At 43.5% G+C, this 16,157-nt stretch carries 12 protein-coding genes and 1 riboswitch; of the genes, 7 read left to right on the top strand and 5 right to left on the bottom strand.

What is annotated here, in order from left to right:
- The first annotated feature begins 238 nt into the window (after positions 1-238).
- The 4 genes from INP83_RS19930 (at position 239) to INP83_RS19915 (ending at position 4,102) form a co-directional block, all read left to right on the top strand.
- Complete coding sequence (locus INP83_RS19930; protein WP_219125648.1) at positions 239-937, top strand: response regulator transcription factor; 699 nt, start codon at positions 239-241, stop codon at positions 935-937.
- Positions 921-2,279 (top strand): HAMP domain-containing sensor histidine kinase, encoded by a 1,359-nt coding sequence (locus INP83_RS19925; RefSeq protein ID WP_146272847.1) that lies wholly within the window; start codon positions 921-923, stop codon positions 2,277-2,279. The genes INP83_RS19930 and INP83_RS19925 overlap by 17 nt, the downstream gene beginning before the upstream one ends.
- A 376-nt stretch (positions 2,280-2,655) precedes the next feature.
- Positions 2,656-3,150 carry a hypothetical protein gene (locus tag INP83_RS19920; protein ID WP_146272848.1) on the top strand — a complete coding sequence of 165 codons (495 nt, stop codon included), beginning with the start codon at positions 2,656-2,658 and terminating at the stop codon, positions 3,148-3,150.
- Positions 3,151-3,172: 22 nt separating this feature from the next.
- Complete coding sequence (locus INP83_RS19915; protein ID WP_219125647.1) at positions 3,173-4,102, top strand: bestrophin family protein; 930 nt, start codon at positions 3,173-3,175, stop codon at positions 4,100-4,102.
- Positions 4,103-4,812: 710 nt separating this feature from the next.
- Here the strand turns inward: INP83_RS19915 and INP83_RS19910 are convergent.
- The 3 genes from INP83_RS19910 to INP83_RS19900 all read right to left on the bottom strand — a co-directional run bounded on the left by INP83_RS19910 (position 4,813) and on the right by INP83_RS19900 (position 10,395).
- A complete protein-coding gene (locus INP83_RS19910) occupies positions 4,813-6,471 on the bottom strand; it encodes a response regulator (RefSeq protein WP_146272850.1) in 1,659 nt (552 codons plus the stop codon).
- 8 nt (positions 6,472-6,479) lie between these two features.
- Complete coding sequence (locus tag INP83_RS19905) at positions 6,480-7,880, bottom strand: ATP-binding protein (protein WP_219125646.1); 1,401 nt, start codon at positions 7,878-7,880, stop codon at positions 6,480-6,482.
- A 106-nt stretch (positions 7,881-7,986) separates the two neighbouring features.
- Positions 7,987-10,395 (bottom strand): ABC transporter permease, encoded by a 2,409-nt coding sequence (locus INP83_RS19900; protein ID WP_219125645.1) that lies wholly within the window; start codon positions 10,393-10,395, stop codon positions 7,987-7,989.
- Positions 10,396-10,546: 151 nt separating this feature from the next.
- On the opposite strand from INP83_RS19900, the gene INP83_RS19895 reads away from it, so the two are divergent.
- Positions 10,547-11,530 carry a type I phosphomannose isomerase catalytic subunit gene (locus INP83_RS19895; RefSeq protein WP_219125644.1) on the top strand — a complete coding sequence of 328 codons (984 nt, stop codon included), beginning with the start codon at positions 10,547-10,549 and terminating at the stop codon, positions 11,528-11,530.
- Between the two features lie 7 nt (positions 11,531-11,537).
- Here INP83_RS19895 and INP83_RS19890 read toward each other — a convergent pair whose 3' ends face one another.
- Both INP83_RS19890 and INP83_RS19885 read right to left on the bottom strand, forming a co-directional pair.
- Complete coding sequence (locus INP83_RS19890; RefSeq protein ID WP_219125643.1) at positions 11,538-11,972, bottom strand: response regulator transcription factor; 435 nt, start codon at positions 11,970-11,972, stop codon at positions 11,538-11,540.
- 13 nt (positions 11,973-11,985) lie between these two features.
- Positions 11,986-13,467, bottom strand: coding sequence for a PAS domain-containing sensor histidine kinase (locus INP83_RS19885; RefSeq protein WP_219125642.1), 1,482 nt, complete (start codon positions 13,465-13,467; stop codon positions 11,986-11,988).
- A gap of 426 nt (positions 13,468-13,893) precedes the next feature.
- On the opposite strand from INP83_RS19885, the gene INP83_RS19880 reads away from it, so the two are divergent.
- Together INP83_RS19880 and INP83_RS19875 are read left to right on the top strand one after the other, a co-directional pair.
- Entirely contained in the window at positions 13,894-14,964 is a 1,071-nt protein-coding gene (locus INP83_RS19880) for a cellulase family glycosylhydrolase (protein WP_219125641.1), read from the top strand.
- Positions 14,965-15,259: 295 nt separating this feature from the next.
- A riboswitch (SAM riboswitch) is annotated at positions 15,260-15,372 on the top strand.
- 142 nt (positions 15,373-15,514) lie between these two features.
- On the top strand, positions 15,515-16,150 hold the full coding sequence (locus INP83_RS19875; protein ID WP_219125640.1) for a peroxiredoxin: 636 nt from the start codon (positions 15,515-15,517) through the stop codon (positions 16,148-16,150).
- Positions 16,151-16,157 lie beyond the last annotated feature (7 nt).

The following is a 16,157-nucleotide window of genomic DNA, read 5'->3' as shown; positions in this document are numbered from 1 at the left end:
ATTACCCTTTATTTAGGGGAAATAAGGGAAAATCAGGTTTACAACAATGCGCTACTTTAGCAGTGTTGTTACTAAACCTTATAAAAATTCGCAGCCATACTTCGGGGGAGGTATGGCTGTTTTGTGTTTAATGGCTGCGGATATTTCAAATACTCATCAAGATTATGCGGAGGTGGTGTTCAATTATTAGTATAAAACCTTTATTTTGTGGTCAGGGTTATACCTCAAAACCACTTAAATGAAAGTACTGCTTGTTGAAGACGAACCCGGACTGGTCTCATTAATTGTTCGCGGCCTTACCGAAGCCGGTATGGAGGTTAGCGTTGCCGCCGACGGTACCACCGGTTTGGAGATGGCCAAGGCGCATCAGTTTGATATTATTTTACTGGATATTATGCTGCCGGGTATGAACGGCATACAGGTTTGTAAGGAGATACGCAAAGAGAATGAAACTGTTGCTATACTGATGCTAACTGCGCTTTCGAGCACAGAAAATATAGTTACCGGCCTTAATGCAGGCGCAGATGATTACCTGGCTAAGCCTTTTAAGTTTCCGGAGCTTGAAGCCCGCATACATACTTTGGTACGTCGAAGTAAGATCGGCGGTAAGCAAAATAAGGTTATCAGCGTAGGCGGCCTTGAGGTAGATACCACATCAAAAGTGGTTAAGCGTAATGATAAGCCAATAAGCCTTACAGCCACAGAGTATCATCTTTTAGAGTATTTTATTAAAAACCAAAACATGGTGCTATCCCGCATACAGATCTTAGAGAACGTGTGGGACATTGATTTTAACATGGGCACCAACGTAGTGGATGTGTATGTGAACTACCTACGCAAAAAGCTGGATAACGGCTATGATACCAAGCTGATACATACCATTTTTGGTATGGGCTATATGTTTAAGCCGGAGAACGCTAATGAAGCTGCAAACTAAAATAACGCTTCTTTTTGTTGCTATATCAACAGTTGGGCTTTTGTTGCTCAACGCCTCTATCTTCTACTTTGTATCTGAATTTAATTTCGAAGATTTTTTTAAACGCCTTGAGGCCCGCGTAAATCTTGCCGCCGAAACCAATATTGACCCGGATAAAGACTCTTACGCCTATAAACATGTACGCCAGCAGTACCTGGAAAAACTGGCTAATGAAACAGAAAGTATCACTAAGATCGACTCGGCAGCCAAACCCGGTTTTAAGCGTTTAGAAGGCCTACCTAACGAGTTTTATAGCACAGTTTTATCCGGCAAAAAAGCACGTTACATCAGCCATAATAATTTTTACGCAGGGCGAATGTTTGAGAAGGAAAGCGGCAAATACATCGTCATTGTATCAGCAAGTGATCCATATGGCTTTAAAGAGTTAGCACAGCTAAAACGGGTGCTCATTTTTGTATTTCTTATCTTCATTGTGCTGGCGTATGTAGCAGGCAAGGCCTTTTCTTATTTTACCGTACAGCCTGTGCGCAATATAATCAAAGGGGTAAAAAACATCACCGCCAATAACCTGCACATGCGGTTGGATGAAGTGAAAGGAAAGGATGAGATAACGGAGCTTGTACACACCTTCAACAACATGCTTACCCGTTTGGAGACCGCCTTTGAAACTCAGAACAATTTTGTAAGCAATGCATCGCACGAGTTACGTACACCTTTAACCATCATTTCTGGCGAAACACAGTTATTGCTTAGCGGCAATAAAGTGAATGAACAAGGCAGGCAATCGGTACAAACCATTATGGAAGAGGCTGAAAAGCTTACAGGCATATTGGAAGGCTTGCTCGGCCTTGCGCAAACCGGCTTTGATGGCAAAAAGCAGCACTGGCAGCGTATACGTATTGACGAATTGGTTTTACAGGTAGCAGAATCGGTAAAGAAAACCAATCCTGGCAGCATTATCGATCTTGATTTTGCCAATCTCCCGGAGGATGAAGATATGCTTTACACACACGGAAACATTAATTTGTTGCGTTTGGCGCTAAGTAACATTGTTTCTAATGCCTGCAAATACTCAAACAATAGTCCGGTTGGTGTGCAGTTATCGTCATACACCGGGCGCATTGTTATCAGCGTAACAGATAGGGGTATAGGCATACCACAAGAGGAGCAGGCTTATGTATTTGTTCCGTTCTTCCGCGCTTCAAACACTTCAGATTTTCATGGCTATGGCATAGGCTTGCCGCTTACTCAAAATATCATACGCCTGCATAATGGTACTATCGGCATACGCTCAAAAGAGCAGGAAGGTACTGAGATACAGGTGACCCTGCCTGTGGCGTAGTTTGCTCATTGGTCTGCGCCGCATTTAACCACCCTCTTTGCGCAGCAGAGAGGGTAAAGATTTCGTTAATTTTTTTACCCTCTTTGCGCTTGCGTAGAGAGGGTCGATAAGCGCGAGCGATGTCGGGGTGAGTCAATGCAAGAGCGACTATTTGACTTAGTCAACGCGCTATTCGCTCTAATAAATTTCTAATGAATTACCACCAGCTATTAGAGTCCGCTAATAGTTACCGGCAGATATTGCAGTTTTACAGCGAAAATCATTAAAATTTAAATTTTTAATTCTAATCAGCTTCTAAGAATTGTCTTAACCCCTTCTAATGGGTGCAAGGTAGTATTGCATAGTAAAGTTTGATGTTTCATTAAAACACGCTACTATGAAAACGATCCTCATCCCAACTGATTACAAAGCTTCATCTTTAGATTGTATACCGACTATATGCAGCCGTTTTAAGGATGAGGAGCTGAACCTCATATTCGTGCATGTTTTTAAACTTTCAGATTCTATAACCGATGTGATGATGCTTAGTCGCCGCAGCCGCGAGTACGAGCAGGTAAGCGACGAGTTTTTTAGCCGGATGGAGGCCTTACGTAAGGAATATCAGCAGATCAACAACGTGAAGATCGAATTCCTGTACGGCAGTACACTTAGCATGTTTAAAACCTTTATTGAAGCTAATGAGGTTGATGCGGTGATAGAACTGGAAGGTGGCGAGTTTAACCCTATCCATCGCTCCAGCATTGATCCTGCTTTGCTGGTTAAACGCAGCGGCTTGCCGGTCATTAGTACCGATAATCGCACTTATGCCCATATCAAACAACCTGAAGCTGAAGTTGTGCACGAGCCACAGGAAGAGTTAACAGAAATGTAACACCCTTAGAAACGTCTGTCCTATGTTATTAAAAGAAAATATCCCTGTACTATACGTACTCGGCAAGATAAAAAAGGAAATGATCCTGGTAACCGTGTATTCGGTGCTTATTGCAATCATGTATCATAACTTTCATGTCACAAGAATATCCATTCCTATTGCGGTGCCAACTATTCTTGGTACTGTAATATCTCTGCTGCTGGCATTTAAATCAAACCAGGCGTACGACCGCTGGTGGGAAGCACGAACGCTTTGGGGCGCTATCGTGAACGATGTGCGCAGCTTTACCCGCCAGTTACTCACCTTTGTAGATGCGCCTTTCCTGGAAGGCGAACAAAAAGCCTTTGTAGACAGGGTGGCCAAACGGCAGGTTGCCTGGTGCTTTGCCCTAAGCCGTAACCTGCGCCGCCAGGACCCGCTGCAAGACCTTGAAAGGTACCTGAGTAAAGAGGACATCGATTACATCAGCAAATACGATAACGTGCCGGTAGCCATTCTTGAACTGCAGGGTGCAGATATGCGCAGTGCTTATAAATTAGGTTGGATAAACGAGTTTCAACAAGTAGCTATGGACGAGACGCTTACCCGTTTCAGCAACGAGATGGGTGGCTGCGAGCGGATCAAGAATACGGTGTTCCCGGCTACGTATGCAGCTTACATTCACTTCTCTGTATTGCTATTTGTGTTGTTGCTGCCTTTTGGTTTGATAGAGTTTTTTGGCGTTGCCGAGATACCATTAGTAATTGCCATAGCAACATCTTTCTTTTTGATTGAAAGCATGGCCATTAACCTTCAGGACCCGTTTGAGAACAAACCTACCGATACACCAACCATTACCATATCGCGCACGATAGAGCGTGATGTGATGCAGATGCTCAAAGAAAAAGAAAAATACGAATTGGCGGTAGCTGCAGGCGGCTATAGCAAATCCAAGATGTTTTACATCCTGTAAAAGAGATTTAAGACCAACTGTGATTAATACCTAAGGGCTGCTCGGCGCGATGCTTGGCGCCCTTTTTACTTTTATTGTTATCAAACCGTCATGCCGAACTTGTTTCGGTATCTCACACGCTAATTTTGTAGTTTATTTAAGTTAGTCTGCTCATTGCCGCAGGGGCTACTTCTTTTGTCTTGATACAAAAGAAGCAAAAGATCAAGTCAGCAAAGAGGCTTCTTCGCGCACAAGCCATTGCCCTGCAAGCGCGCAGAACCACGGGCTGCAAAATCTTGCCGCCACTTCGTTCGCTAATGCCACACGCTTCAGGCAAGTATTGCTATGCCCTTTCAAGCTCACATGCCATCATTGTTCTGTCCGCTCTCGTCCGAAGCTTTTTTGCTGACAATAAAAAGAAGACCAAATAAAAGAAGAATGAGGAAAATGAGCTTCATCGATGAACCCAAAGCAACCGAAAAAATGCTGCATAGTGTAACGTGCGGATAGCACAGGCATTGCCAATGCACTAACGTTGTAGTGCGTTACCGTAGCAGCGAGTTTTTTCTTTGGTTACTTTCTTTTTTGCGGAAAAAAAGAAAGTAACATCCACTGGCGAGAATAATCCACAGCCATTCCTAACGAAGAACTAATTTAATCGGCAGATCGAATGTGCTTGTCCTCTGAGATTGCCACGTCGCTGATGCTCCTCGCAATGACAAGATTTTTACTTACACCTCGTTCAAATACTTATGCACAAAACTAATAGCCATTGAGCCTTCGCCTACAGCGGATGCTACACGGTTCATTGCTCCGGCGCGTACGTCGCCTGCCGCGAATATGCCGGGGCAGCTTGTTTCCAGCAGGTAAGGGTCGCGGTCATTCTTCCACTTCTTGGCGAAATCCGGGCAAAGGTGCAGGTCGCGACCAGTTTCAATAAAGCCTCGGTTGTTCACCAGTATGTCGTTGCACAGCCATTCGGTATACGGTTTGGCACCGATGAAAATGTATAAGGCATCGGCATCAACTGTGTTGGTCTCACCGGTGTTAAGATCTTTAATGCTCAGTTGCTGCAGGTTTTCGCCCCCCATCGCCTCGGTAATTTCGGTACAAGGCATCAGCTTGATGTTAGGTTGGCCGCCAATCTGATCGATCAGATAAGACGACATGGTCTCGTTAAGTGACGGCTTCCTGATCAAAATAAAAACCTCTTTGGCAAATTTAGACAGGTACATAGCTGCCTGCCCGGCAGAGTTACCGCCCCCCACAACATAAACGTGTTTGTCTTTGCAGGATGCAGCCTCTGTCATGGCGGCACCGTAATAGATGCCTGCACCGGTGAACTTATCTATGCCCTTAGTCGTTAACTGGCGGTAATCAACCCCGGTAGTGATGATGACGGATTTGGTGATCACTTCTGTATCATCATCCAGCACCAAGGTTTTGTAGGCACCTGTGGTTTTAATTTCCTTAACGGCCTGCGGCGATAAAAACTCTGTACCAAACCTTGATGATTGCGTAATGGCCCTGCGGGTAAGATCGGCACCGCTGAGGCCCGATGGAAACCCCAGATAGTTCTCGATACGAGAGCTTGTACCAGCCTGTCCGCCCGGTACTTTTTTCTCTATCAATAATGTTTTCAATCCTTCTGATGACCCGTAAACAGAAGCTGCAAGCCCTGCGGGACCAGCACCTATGATCACCACGTCGTACAGTTCGTTTTTGGCTGATTGCGTTAAGCCTATCTTGCCGGCAATATCTTTTACCGTTGGCGTCTTCATTACTGCTCCATCGGCACAAATAATTGCAGGCAGGTCTTTAGCCTCCAGGTTGTTCAATTTAATGAGCGATTTAGCTTCTTCGGTATTGGCATCGAGCCATTGATAAGGCACCAGATAGCCCGAGAGGAATTCCTTGATATCATGAGATTTGGGCGAGTACTGGTATCCAACAACTTTAATGCCGTGGAAATCGGGTTTGTAAACGCCCTTCCAGTCTTCAAGCAGGTCGGTAATTACCGGGTACAGCTTTTCTTCGGGCGGATCCCATGGTTTGGTTAAATAATAATCCAGTTTTACCTCGTTGATGGCTTTGATGGCAGCATCAGTATCGGCATAGGCGGTTAACAGTACCCGTTTAGCATTGGGGAAATACTGCATGGTTTGGCACAGAAAGTCAACTCCATCCATTTCCGGCATGCGCTGGTCTGATAAGAAAAGCGCTACAGTTTCGCCCTTGTTTTTAAGATCAAGCAAGCTACCCAACGCCTCTTTGGCCGATGCCGTGCTCAGCACCCGGTAATGATCACGGTACTGCGTTTTAAGATCGCGGCTTATGGCGCGCAGCACTTGCTGGTCGTCGTCAATAACAAATATAATAGGGTTGCTCATGTAAGTGCTTAGTTATCATTTATAGGAAAACAAACAGAAAACTCGGTATTGCCCGGCTCCGATTTTACCTTTACTGTGCCGTTATGCTGGCGAATAATCCGGGTAACTACATCAAGCCCCAAACCTGTACCTTTACCCATTTCTTTAGTGGTAAAGAACGGGTCAAATATCTGCGACTGGATATCTGCCGGTATTCCCGGCCCGTTATCTTTGATATAAACGCAAACAAACTCGCCATCCTTTTTGGTACGTATTTCCAGCTGGCCACCTTCGCGACCTTCCAGCGCATCAATCGAATTATCTATCAGGTTGGTCCAAACCTGGTTGAGTTCACCTGCAAGGGCCTTAACTTGAGGTAGCGTTGTATCAAAATCTTCCTTAATCTCAATTTTTGCCTTGCGTAACTTGTAGTTTAGCATGGTAAGGGTGTTACGGATACCTGCGTGGATATCTAACCACTGGCGGTCGGTGTCCCTGTCCATGTGGGTAAAGGTTTTCACCGAGCTCACCAACTCTGAGATACGGTGTGAAGCATCACGTATATCAGCCACCATTTTTTCCTGCAGCAAATAGTTGTTCATCCAGGCCAAAACCACATCCAGCTTTGGCGATGGCGTACAACTGTTCAGATGTTCCAGATCGGATACGCCGAAACCGAACTCCACAAAATTCTCAGCAATATCAAGGTCTTTAATATTGTGATCAAGCAGCCAATCGGTCAATTCATCTTCCTTATCAGCACGTTCCATCATGGTGAGTATCGGCCTGTCTGCGCCATCTGTTTTACTGATGAGCAGGTTATTAACGCTGTCGATCTTCTCAGGCAGCATGTTGATAGCGGCAACATCTTTAAAAAGTGCAGGCAGGTGCTGCACCTGGCATTGTAATGCCGATGCGCCGCGGGTAATTGCCGATGCCGGATTATTAAGCTCGTGAGCCAAACCTGCAGATAGTTTGCCCAAGGCAAACATTTTTTCGTTTTGCTGCTGCAGCGAAGTGAAATCACGAACGCGGCTGGTCATAGCATGTACCAGTGCTTCCGTAAGCTCGTAATTTAATTTGATGCCTTCCTGAATTTTTGTTTTTGGGATCAGCAGGATACGGCAATCGCGTATGGCTTCGCTATAGCCGGGCGTTTTTTGTCCGCGACTGAATGGAAGGTAGCCCGTAACCGTATTGGGTTGTATAACGGTTATCTCCCGTACTTTGCCGTTTTGGTCGGCCCAAATGCGGATGCGGCCTTCTATCAGCACATAGGTTTTATCAAGCGATTGCCCTTTCTCAAAAATGCGTTCACCAACCTTTATTTCTACGGTTTGGCCGTTATCCAGCATCCATTGTAGTTGGTCGTCTGGTACTTCTTGCAGGGCGGGTACGGCTTTTAGTTCGGCCAGGGTTACTTCATTCATAGGTAGCAGATAAAGTACTACAAGTATAGCGGTATTTTATCTCAAATTGAAGTTTTGGCATCCGCAGATAAACAAGAAAACGTCATAATCTTTGAAGGCAGCCGCGCTATTCCGTTCGTAAGCTTTTTATAGGATTGGCAAGTGCCGCCTTAACAGTTTGCAAGCTTATCAATACAGATGTTAACGCTAATAATGCTACAAATGCTATTACAAAAGGCTGCGGCGTTAACGCTACTTTATAAGCGTAGCCGTTAAGCCAGGTATGCATTAACCAATAGGCCAGCGGGCAAGCCAGCACAACAGAAAAAACAATTGTTGCGGTAAAATCTTTGAGGAATAGTATTACTACATCTTTCTCGGTTGCCCCCAATACTTTACGCACCCCAATTTCTTTTGTACGCTTTTGGATACTAAGCGATATTAATCCCAGTACACCAAGCAGCACAATGATGATAGCCAGGCCTGTTGCCAGGTACGATGCCTTTTTAAGCTGCAGTTCGGTTTTATACATTTTTGCCAGCATATCATCTATAAAGTTATATTCAAAGGGTGCGCCGGGCATTACTTCGGCCCATTTCTTCTGCACGGCTGCAAGGTTTTGCTCCATATTGCCGGGGCGAAGCTTGATAGAAAAATACCTGTAAAAAGGCGTACCGTTCACATTCATGAATGTGATAGGCCCGGTTTTGCTGCCCATACCGCCGAATATAAAGTCACCGGTCACGCCGCTAATGGTCATCGGCGCATTCATTCCCACGCTGTTAAACTGCTTGCCAACTGCCTCGGCAGGTGAGCCGAAGCCTAAAGCTTTTGATTGCGCTTCGTTTATCACCACCAGGTTCGAATCTGCTTGAATGTACTGCGGCTTAAAAAACTTACCGGCTTTCATTGATAGGCTATAAGTTTCCGCATACGTATTGTCGGTAAGTAATGTCGTTGCATTAAATGCCTGGTTGGGGTTATCAGTAGTTTTATACGCTTGTACGCCACCGCTGGCACCACCGTCCGGTATTTCCCATGAAAGGCTTACACTTTTTATCTGTGGCAGCTCAGCAAGTCGCCTGCGAATGTCCTCCATCTTTTGTACGCCGGGTTTCGACCAATCTCGTGGCACCTGTGCGTACACTACGTAATCTTTATCAAATCCCAGGTTTTTTCCAAAGAATAATGAGATCTGCTTAGATATAACGATAGCAGATATTAATACCACGCAGGCTGTAGTGAATTGAAAGGCGATTAGCCCTTTGCGGAAATAAGCATTGTCTTTTACCTGGTTAAGTTTCCCTTTGAGCGAATCAACCGATTTAAGTGCTGATAGTACAAGGGCAGGGTAGATGCCTGCTACCAATCCGATCAGGAGGGCAAAAATTATCATAATGAAATAGGAATACAGCGGGAAAGAGAAAAGGCCGCCTATATCTGTAGCCAATATATTAGCGAAATAAGGTTTTGCCAATACATAGATACCAAATGCTAAAACAGTGGCGATGAGTACCAGCACTATCGACTCTGTTAAGAACTGCCATATCAATTGTTTGCGTAAACCACCCAAAACCTTGCGTATGCCCATTTCTTTCATCCTTTGCGATGACCGGCTAATGCAGATATTCACAAAATTGATAACCGCCATCAGCAGGATGAACAGCGCGATAAATGATAGCGTGAAAAGCATTTTCTTAACAACGCCATTCCCAAACTCGAGATAAAAAGATTTTAGCGGTACAATTTTCGGCGTTAGGTTGGCCGCGATGTTTTCCGGTGCATTTTTCTTGATCAGGCTGCGCATTGGCCCATCAAGGTCTTTGGGCTTTATACCGTTTTTGAGTTCTATCAAACCAACCAATGCAGTATTGTTCCAGCCGTCCAGGCTGCGGCCCATAAATTTGGCTGCTGAGGCCGGCAGGAATATTGAACTGTTGCTGGTCTCGATCACATTGGTTACAGAGTTTTTGGCAAACTTTGCCATCACCCCGGTTATCATAAAATCATGCTTGCTTCCTTTGAAGTTCTCAATACTTAAGGTTTGGCCAACAGCATCCGTTGTGCCGAAGTATTTAACAGCCGTTTGTTCGGTAATAACCGCAGTAAAAGGCTGGTTAAGTGCAGTACCTGCGTCACCGTGCAACATTTTAAAGCCGTACATGCTTAAAAAGGTACTATCGCCAACCTGCAAACTTTCGCGGAAATGCAGGTCGCCCTTTGATACCGTAGAGCTTACTCCATCCCAATGGTAATAGTTGGCTACCAGGTTAGGATATTGTTCTTTAAGCGCTTTCGGCATGTCAGCCAGTGCCGTAAGTTCATAACCCAATGATGGGTCTTTCCATTCGCTTTGTATAATGTATTGGTTGTCGGCATTCCGCAGATCATGGTTTACGCTCCACTCGTGCCAAACATAAGCAGCAATCAACATGGTAAAGGCTATACCTACAGATAAGCCAAAGATGTTGATGAACGAAAAGAGCTTATTTTTTGAAAGGTTACGCCAGGCAATTGTTATGTAGTTGTACAGCATACGGTTATGGTTTGCACTAATGTAAATATGTTAAAGCCGACTATTAAATACTTAACATTTTTTAACTAAAACATCCTCGTATTAATAACGTATATCATTTGTGGTTATTCATCAAACTCTGTTAACTTAGCCGCCAAATAACAACACTGCCATGTCAACTCCATTATACCCGCTAAAATTTAAAACCATTTTTAAAGATAAAATATGGGGCGGCCATAAAATTGAAACCTATTTACATAAGAATATCGGCGACCTGCCAAACTGCGGTGAAACCTGGGAAATATCAGGCGTTAAGTCTGACGTATCTGTGGTTGACAGCGGCGAGCTGAAAGGCCAATCCCTGGCCGATCTGCTGGAACAGTACCAGGCTGAGCTGGTGGGCGAGAAGGTGTATAAGCATTTTGGTAACACGTTCCCGTTGCTGATAAAATTTATTGACGCCAATGATGATCTGAGCGTACAGGTACACCCTAATGATGAGCTTGCAAAAAAACGCCACAATTCTTTTGGTAAAACTGAGATGTGGTACATTATAGAGTCTGATCCAGGGTCGACATTGATCACCGGCTTTAACCAGGAAATGGATGAGCAAAAATATGTTGAAGCTTTAAATAGCGGCCACATTATGGATATCCTTAACCGCGAAGAAGCGAAAGCAGGAGATGTTTTCTTTTTACCTGCCGGCCGCGTGCATACTATTGGTAAAGGCTTGTTGATTGCCGAGATACAGCAAACATCAGATATTACCTATCGCATTTACGATTTTGATCGTGTGGATGATAAAGGGAATAAACGCGAATTGCATACTCAGGAAGCTTTGGCAGCCATTGATTACAAGCACTATGATGAATATAAAACCATATATCAGCCTCAAAAAGATGAGACCGTACACGTGGTTAGCTGCCCGTACTTTACCACCAACGTTTTAGATGCAACACACGGAACGACAAAGGATTACTCAAATTTAGATTCGTTTGTGATACATGTATGCGTTGAGGGCGAGTACACCCTAAAACACAATGATCTTGCTTATCCTGTAAAAATGGGTGACTGTATTCTGCTGCCGAAAACCATCGACAAAGTAGAATTGGAAACAAACTCGGGCTTTAAGATTTTGGAAAGCTATATTGAGTAGAATAAGCTCAGTTGTAATTAACCTGATCGCCCGAACCTTGCAGGTTACCGGCAATTTCGGCAAGGTAATTTTCATCCAAAGGTTTCAAAAGATAATCCGCTACCAGCGGATTTTTTTTTGCCCTGCTAATATCTTCGATATCAATTGATGAACTAATGTTATACAAGGTGATGGATTTAGGTAATTGGGATTTTATTTCCCCAAATGCATCATTAAATTCCCATCCATCCATGATGGGCATGTTAATATCAACAAACAAGGCATCGGGTAAATGATTGCTGTTGTTGGGGTCTTTCAAATAATCTATAGCTTCTTTTCCGTTGCTAAATTCGAGTATTTCGTTAAAAAGGCCTTTAATTTCCGTCAGTTTCCTAAAACCATATCTAAAAATCTTGTCGTCGTCAACAATGCCTACCCTCACAAATTTGGTTTCACTACTCATCAATATTTTAAACTTATACCAGTTTAACAGTAAATTTTGTGCCAACATTAACTGTGCTTTCTACGTTAATGGTACCGCCAAGTGCCTCAATTTGGTTGCGCGTCATAAAAAGGCCAATCCCCTTAGAATCAGAATTTTGATGGAAGGTTTTGTACATCCCAAATAGCTGATCGCCATAACGATCAAGGTCGATGCCTAAACCGTTGTCATCAAAAACCAGATAGATGTTGTTGCCGCTTTTGTAAGTAGCAATATGGATTACCGGATGCCTGTTTGGGTGTTTGTATTTTATGGCGTTGGTAAGAAAGTTTTGCAGGATACTTTCCAGGTAAGCAGGCACATAGTTTATGGCCGGCGCTTCATTAAAATTAACATGTATTTCGGCATGCGAAGCTTCGATATTGTTTTGCAAAGCCAGTGTTACGTTATCGTAGATCTTTTGAAATTCAACCAGCTTGGTACCTTTTGATACCTCGGCCTGCATCCGTACTATCTCTTCCAAATGGCTCATGGTTGAACTTAGGCTTTGGCTGATGGTTTTGATGTGCTGAAAGATCTCTGTACGATCTTCCTGAAGGTCGCTCTCCTCAAACAGATCTACCATAAATTTGAGGTTACCTGCATGTGACCGCAGGTTGTGCGATACAATGTAGGCAAAGTTTTGCAGTCGTTTATTTTGATCGTCAAGCAGGTTAATGGACGATTGCAGCGTAAGCCCACGGCGTTTTATGTTATCAATATCCTGGAAAGTGCCACGTAAAATGATACAGCGGCCATGTTCGTCTAATACGGGTACAGCCCTGCATTTAACCCAAATAATATTGTTTTTAGCTGTACGGAACTCAACCTCAATATCATATGGCTTGCAGAGTGTTAGTGCCTGGTTAACTGCATCTTCGAGCAGCGGGCGATATTGTGGTAAAAAGAATTCAATGGCTTCCGGAACGCTTAATTTGATATGATTGCTCAGCTCAAAGATGTCATATACCTCCGGGCTAAATTTAAGCTCCATGCTTCGGCTGTCTATCTCCCACAAACCTATCTTAGCAATACGGCCTATCTCAAGAGCCTGTAATTCGCTTTCGGCGCTTTTTGCCTGCGCAAGTTTTATGGCGTTGATGTTGGTGAGAAAGCCATACATCACATTACCATTACCTGTGTCGCGGCGATGAGTTGTACTTTCAAACCATTGGTAACCTTGGTTTTTGGTAAGCAGGCGGATATGAGCTACGCGTGGACCATCATGTTTTGGGGAGTAAGTGGCTTTGATGAATGCATCTTTATCCTGGTAATAAAGTAAATGATCGAAGAAATAATTGTTTGAACATTCAATTTCTCCGGGCGAATAACCCAACATATTATAAAAACCCTTAGACCATTTAAGCTCTTTGCTTTGGTTGTGGTACTCCCAAATACCAATGTCCTTGTTATCTATAAGATGTGCTATATAAGACAGGCTCTCACCGTCAAAAGTATGTCCGTCTGTCAAAGTCATTCACGCAATTATCAAAAATTCATTCTGTAACGCCGTGTTATTGTAAATAATATGCCAAAGCCGCAAGTACAACTATTTGTTGTTTAAAATTTCGAGCAGGGAAACAAGAATTTCTTGTTTCGTAAAATTGATTAACCCTTGGTTTATGAGGGGTTGATCAATTCGTCATGCTCACAAAATCGAAACTCAATCGGCTAAAACTATCGCGTGTATACGTTTGCTTTTCTGTTTGGTTATTAAAATTAACCGTGTAAAAATACTATATATTTTAAGACGACAAGCTACTTAATTTAAGTGTTTTACAACTTTTATGATTATCAATATTTTTAATATCACAAATATTGCTGATTCAACAGATCTGTTTTCTTATGATATATGTACTATTGACATTTTTTTATAAGTTTACCGCTACCAATTTAAAAACTTATGAGATTTACTTTGTTAACAGCCCTTGCTGCGGCATTTATCAGCACCACTTCTGTTAATACAATTGCACAAAACGCTCCGGTAGCCAAAGTATGGCCGGCGGCTAAAGCAAACACCTGGTATGCGCAACACAAATGGATGAGCGGCGCTGATTTTATACCCAGCACGGCTATCAACCAGTTAGAAATGTGGCAGGCTGATAGCTTTGATCCTAAAACCATAGACAAAGAATTAGGCTACGCGGAGGGGATAGGCTTTAATACTATGCGTGTGTTCTTATACAGTCTTGCCTGGCAACAGGGTAAACCCGGCTTTAAAAAACGCATAGACGATTATTTAGCCATTGCAGATAAGCACCATATTAAAACCATGTTTGTTTTTTTTGATGATTGCTGGAACGCTGATGCAAAAATTGGTAAACAGCCTGCGCCAAAAACCGGCGTACATAATTCAGGTTGGCTGCAGGATCCGGGTAACCGCCTGGGTACGCCTGGCCAGGAAGCTATGCTAAAAGCTTACGTAACCGACGTAATGACCGCCTTTAAAAACGATAAACGCATATTGCTTTGGGACCTTTACAACGAGCCGGGCAACTCTAAAAAGAAAGATGCCTCAATGGACCTGCTGGTAAAAGTGTTTACCTGGGCAAGAGCGGTAAACCCTTCACAGCCGCTATCTGTTGGTTTGTGGGATTGGTCGTTTGAGAAGCTAAACGCTTACCAGGCGTTAAATTCTGACGTGATCACTTACCACGATTACACTGAGGAGCCTTCGCATTTGAAAACCATCCAGATGCTGAAAACACACGGCAGGCCGTTGATCTGTACCGAATACATGGCCCGCACGCGCAACAGTCGCTTTGAAACGGTTATGCCCATGTTAAAGAAAGAGAATGTTGGTGCGCTTAACTGGGGCTTCGTAGCCGGTAAAACCAACACCATTTATGCCTGGGACACCCCAATGCCAAATGGCGGCGAACCCAAAGAGTGGTTCCATGATATTTTCCGCAAGGATGGTACTCCTTACAAGCCTGAAGAGGTAGAGTTGATCAAAAAACTGAACGGCAAATAGGCTTAGTTATATGTTAGTCTTAGGGTAGAAGGCGATGCAATTGATCGCATCGCCTTCTGTTTTTAAGCTGATATGGGACAAATTGCCATTATCAACTGTCGTTAAAGCGGCTTTTACAGGTGTTCACGTTCACGCCATGAACACTTGTGAACACCGTGAACGCTGACAAAAAATTGTCAGTATTGCTATTCTTAAATATTTATCCCTCATTATCAATAACTTATAATATTTTAAATAAAAGACTACCAAATTTGTAGTTTTTATTTATTTTTGTATCGTTATCGTTCTTTAAATATACTTATCCAGAAAGACCGAGGGAAGGGCCCTGCGAAGTCTTAGCAACCTGTACCGCTTGGTAAAAGGTGCTAATTCCTGCTTTGTACTAATTAGTACTGAGACAGATAAGCTGATTTAAACGACCTGCATTGCCGCAGGATATCACTGTTACAGCCCATCTATCGCTTACTTCCGGATATATTATTGAAACTATTTTACCAATAGCAGGCTTATTTAAAAGCTGTTTAAATATTCAACTTAAAAAATTAGAACCATGAGTTTAAGAATTGGCGACGATGCCCCAAACTTTAAGGCGCAAACATCAAAAGGCGAAATTGACCTTTACGAATACCTTGGCGATGGCTGGGGGGTACTTTTCTCGCATCCTGCCGATTATACCCCGGTATGTACTACCGAGTTGGGAAAAACGGCTGCATTAAAAGACGAATTTGAGAAACGTAACGTAAAGGTGCTTGCTTTAAGCACTGATAACGTTGAATCGCACAAAGGCTGGATCAACGACATTAACGAAACGCAGAACGTAGAGGTAACTTTCCCCATTATCGGCGATGAGGACCGTAAGATCTCTGAGGCCTATGATATGATCCACCCTAATGCTTCGCTAACGGCTACCGTACGTTCATTGTTCATCATCGGTCCCGACAAAAAGATCAAACTGATCATTAGCTACCCGGCATCAACCGGCCGCAACTTTCAGGAAATCTTAAGGGTGATAGATTCGTTGCAGTTAACCGCTTACCACAGCGTTGCTACCCCGGCCGATTGGAAAGACGGTGAGGATGTGGTAGTGTTACCGGCCATAAAAACCGAAGATATTCCGGCTAAGTTCCCTAAAGGTTTCAAAGAGGTGAAACCTTACCTGAGAACTACGCCGCAGCCTAATAAATAAGGCTTCT

The sequence above is a fragment of the Mucilaginibacter sp. 21P genome, from assembly GCF_019331605.1.
Classification (GTDB): domain Bacteria; phylum Bacteroidota; class Bacteroidia; order Sphingobacteriales; family Sphingobacteriaceae; genus Mucilaginibacter; species Mucilaginibacter achroorhodeus.
The sequence above is the reverse complement of the archived record's forward strand: the minus strand, read 5'-3'. Positions and strand labels throughout refer to the sequence as shown.

Coding starts and splice junctions, on each gene's coding strand:
- INP83_RS19900 (WP_219125645.1), bottom strand. CDS start 10,395: ATGCTGTACAACTACATAACAATTGCCTGGCGTAACCTTTCAAAAAAT.
- INP83_RS19885 (WP_219125642.1), bottom strand. CDS start 13,467: ATGACTTTGACAGACGGACATACTTTTGACGGTGAGAGCCTGTCTTAT.
- INP83_RS19905 (WP_219125646.1), bottom strand. CDS start 7,880: ATGAATGAAGTAACCCTGGCCGAACTAAAAGCCGTACCCGCCCTGCAA.
- INP83_RS19890 (WP_219125643.1), bottom strand. CDS start 11,972: ATGAGTAGTGAAACCAAATTTGTGAGGGTAGGCATTGTTGACGACGAC.
- INP83_RS19895 (WP_219125644.1), top strand. CDS start 10,547: ATGTCAACTCCATTATACCCGCTAAAATTTAAAACCATTTTTAAAGAT.
- INP83_RS19920 (WP_146272848.1), top strand. CDS start 2,656: ATGAAAACGATCCTCATCCCAACTGATTACAAAGCTTCATCTTTAGAT.
- INP83_RS19930 (WP_219125648.1), top strand. CDS start 239: ATGAAAGTACTGCTTGTTGAAGACGAACCCGGACTGGTCTCATTAATT.
- INP83_RS19875 (WP_219125640.1), top strand. CDS start 15,515: ATGAGTTTAAGAATTGGCGACGATGCCCCAAACTTTAAGGCGCAAACA.
- INP83_RS19880 (WP_219125641.1), top strand. CDS start 13,894: ATGAGATTTACTTTGTTAACAGCCCTTGCTGCGGCATTTATCAGCACC.
- INP83_RS19910 (WP_146272850.1), bottom strand. CDS start 6,471: ATGAGCAACCCTATTATATTTGTTATTGACGACGACCAGCAAGTGCTG.
- INP83_RS19915 (WP_219125647.1), top strand. CDS start 3,173: ATGTTATTAAAAGAAAATATCCCTGTACTATACGTACTCGGCAAGATA.
- INP83_RS19925 (WP_146272847.1), top strand. CDS start 921: ATGAAGCTGCAAACTAAAATAACGCTTCTTTTTGTTGCTATATCAACA.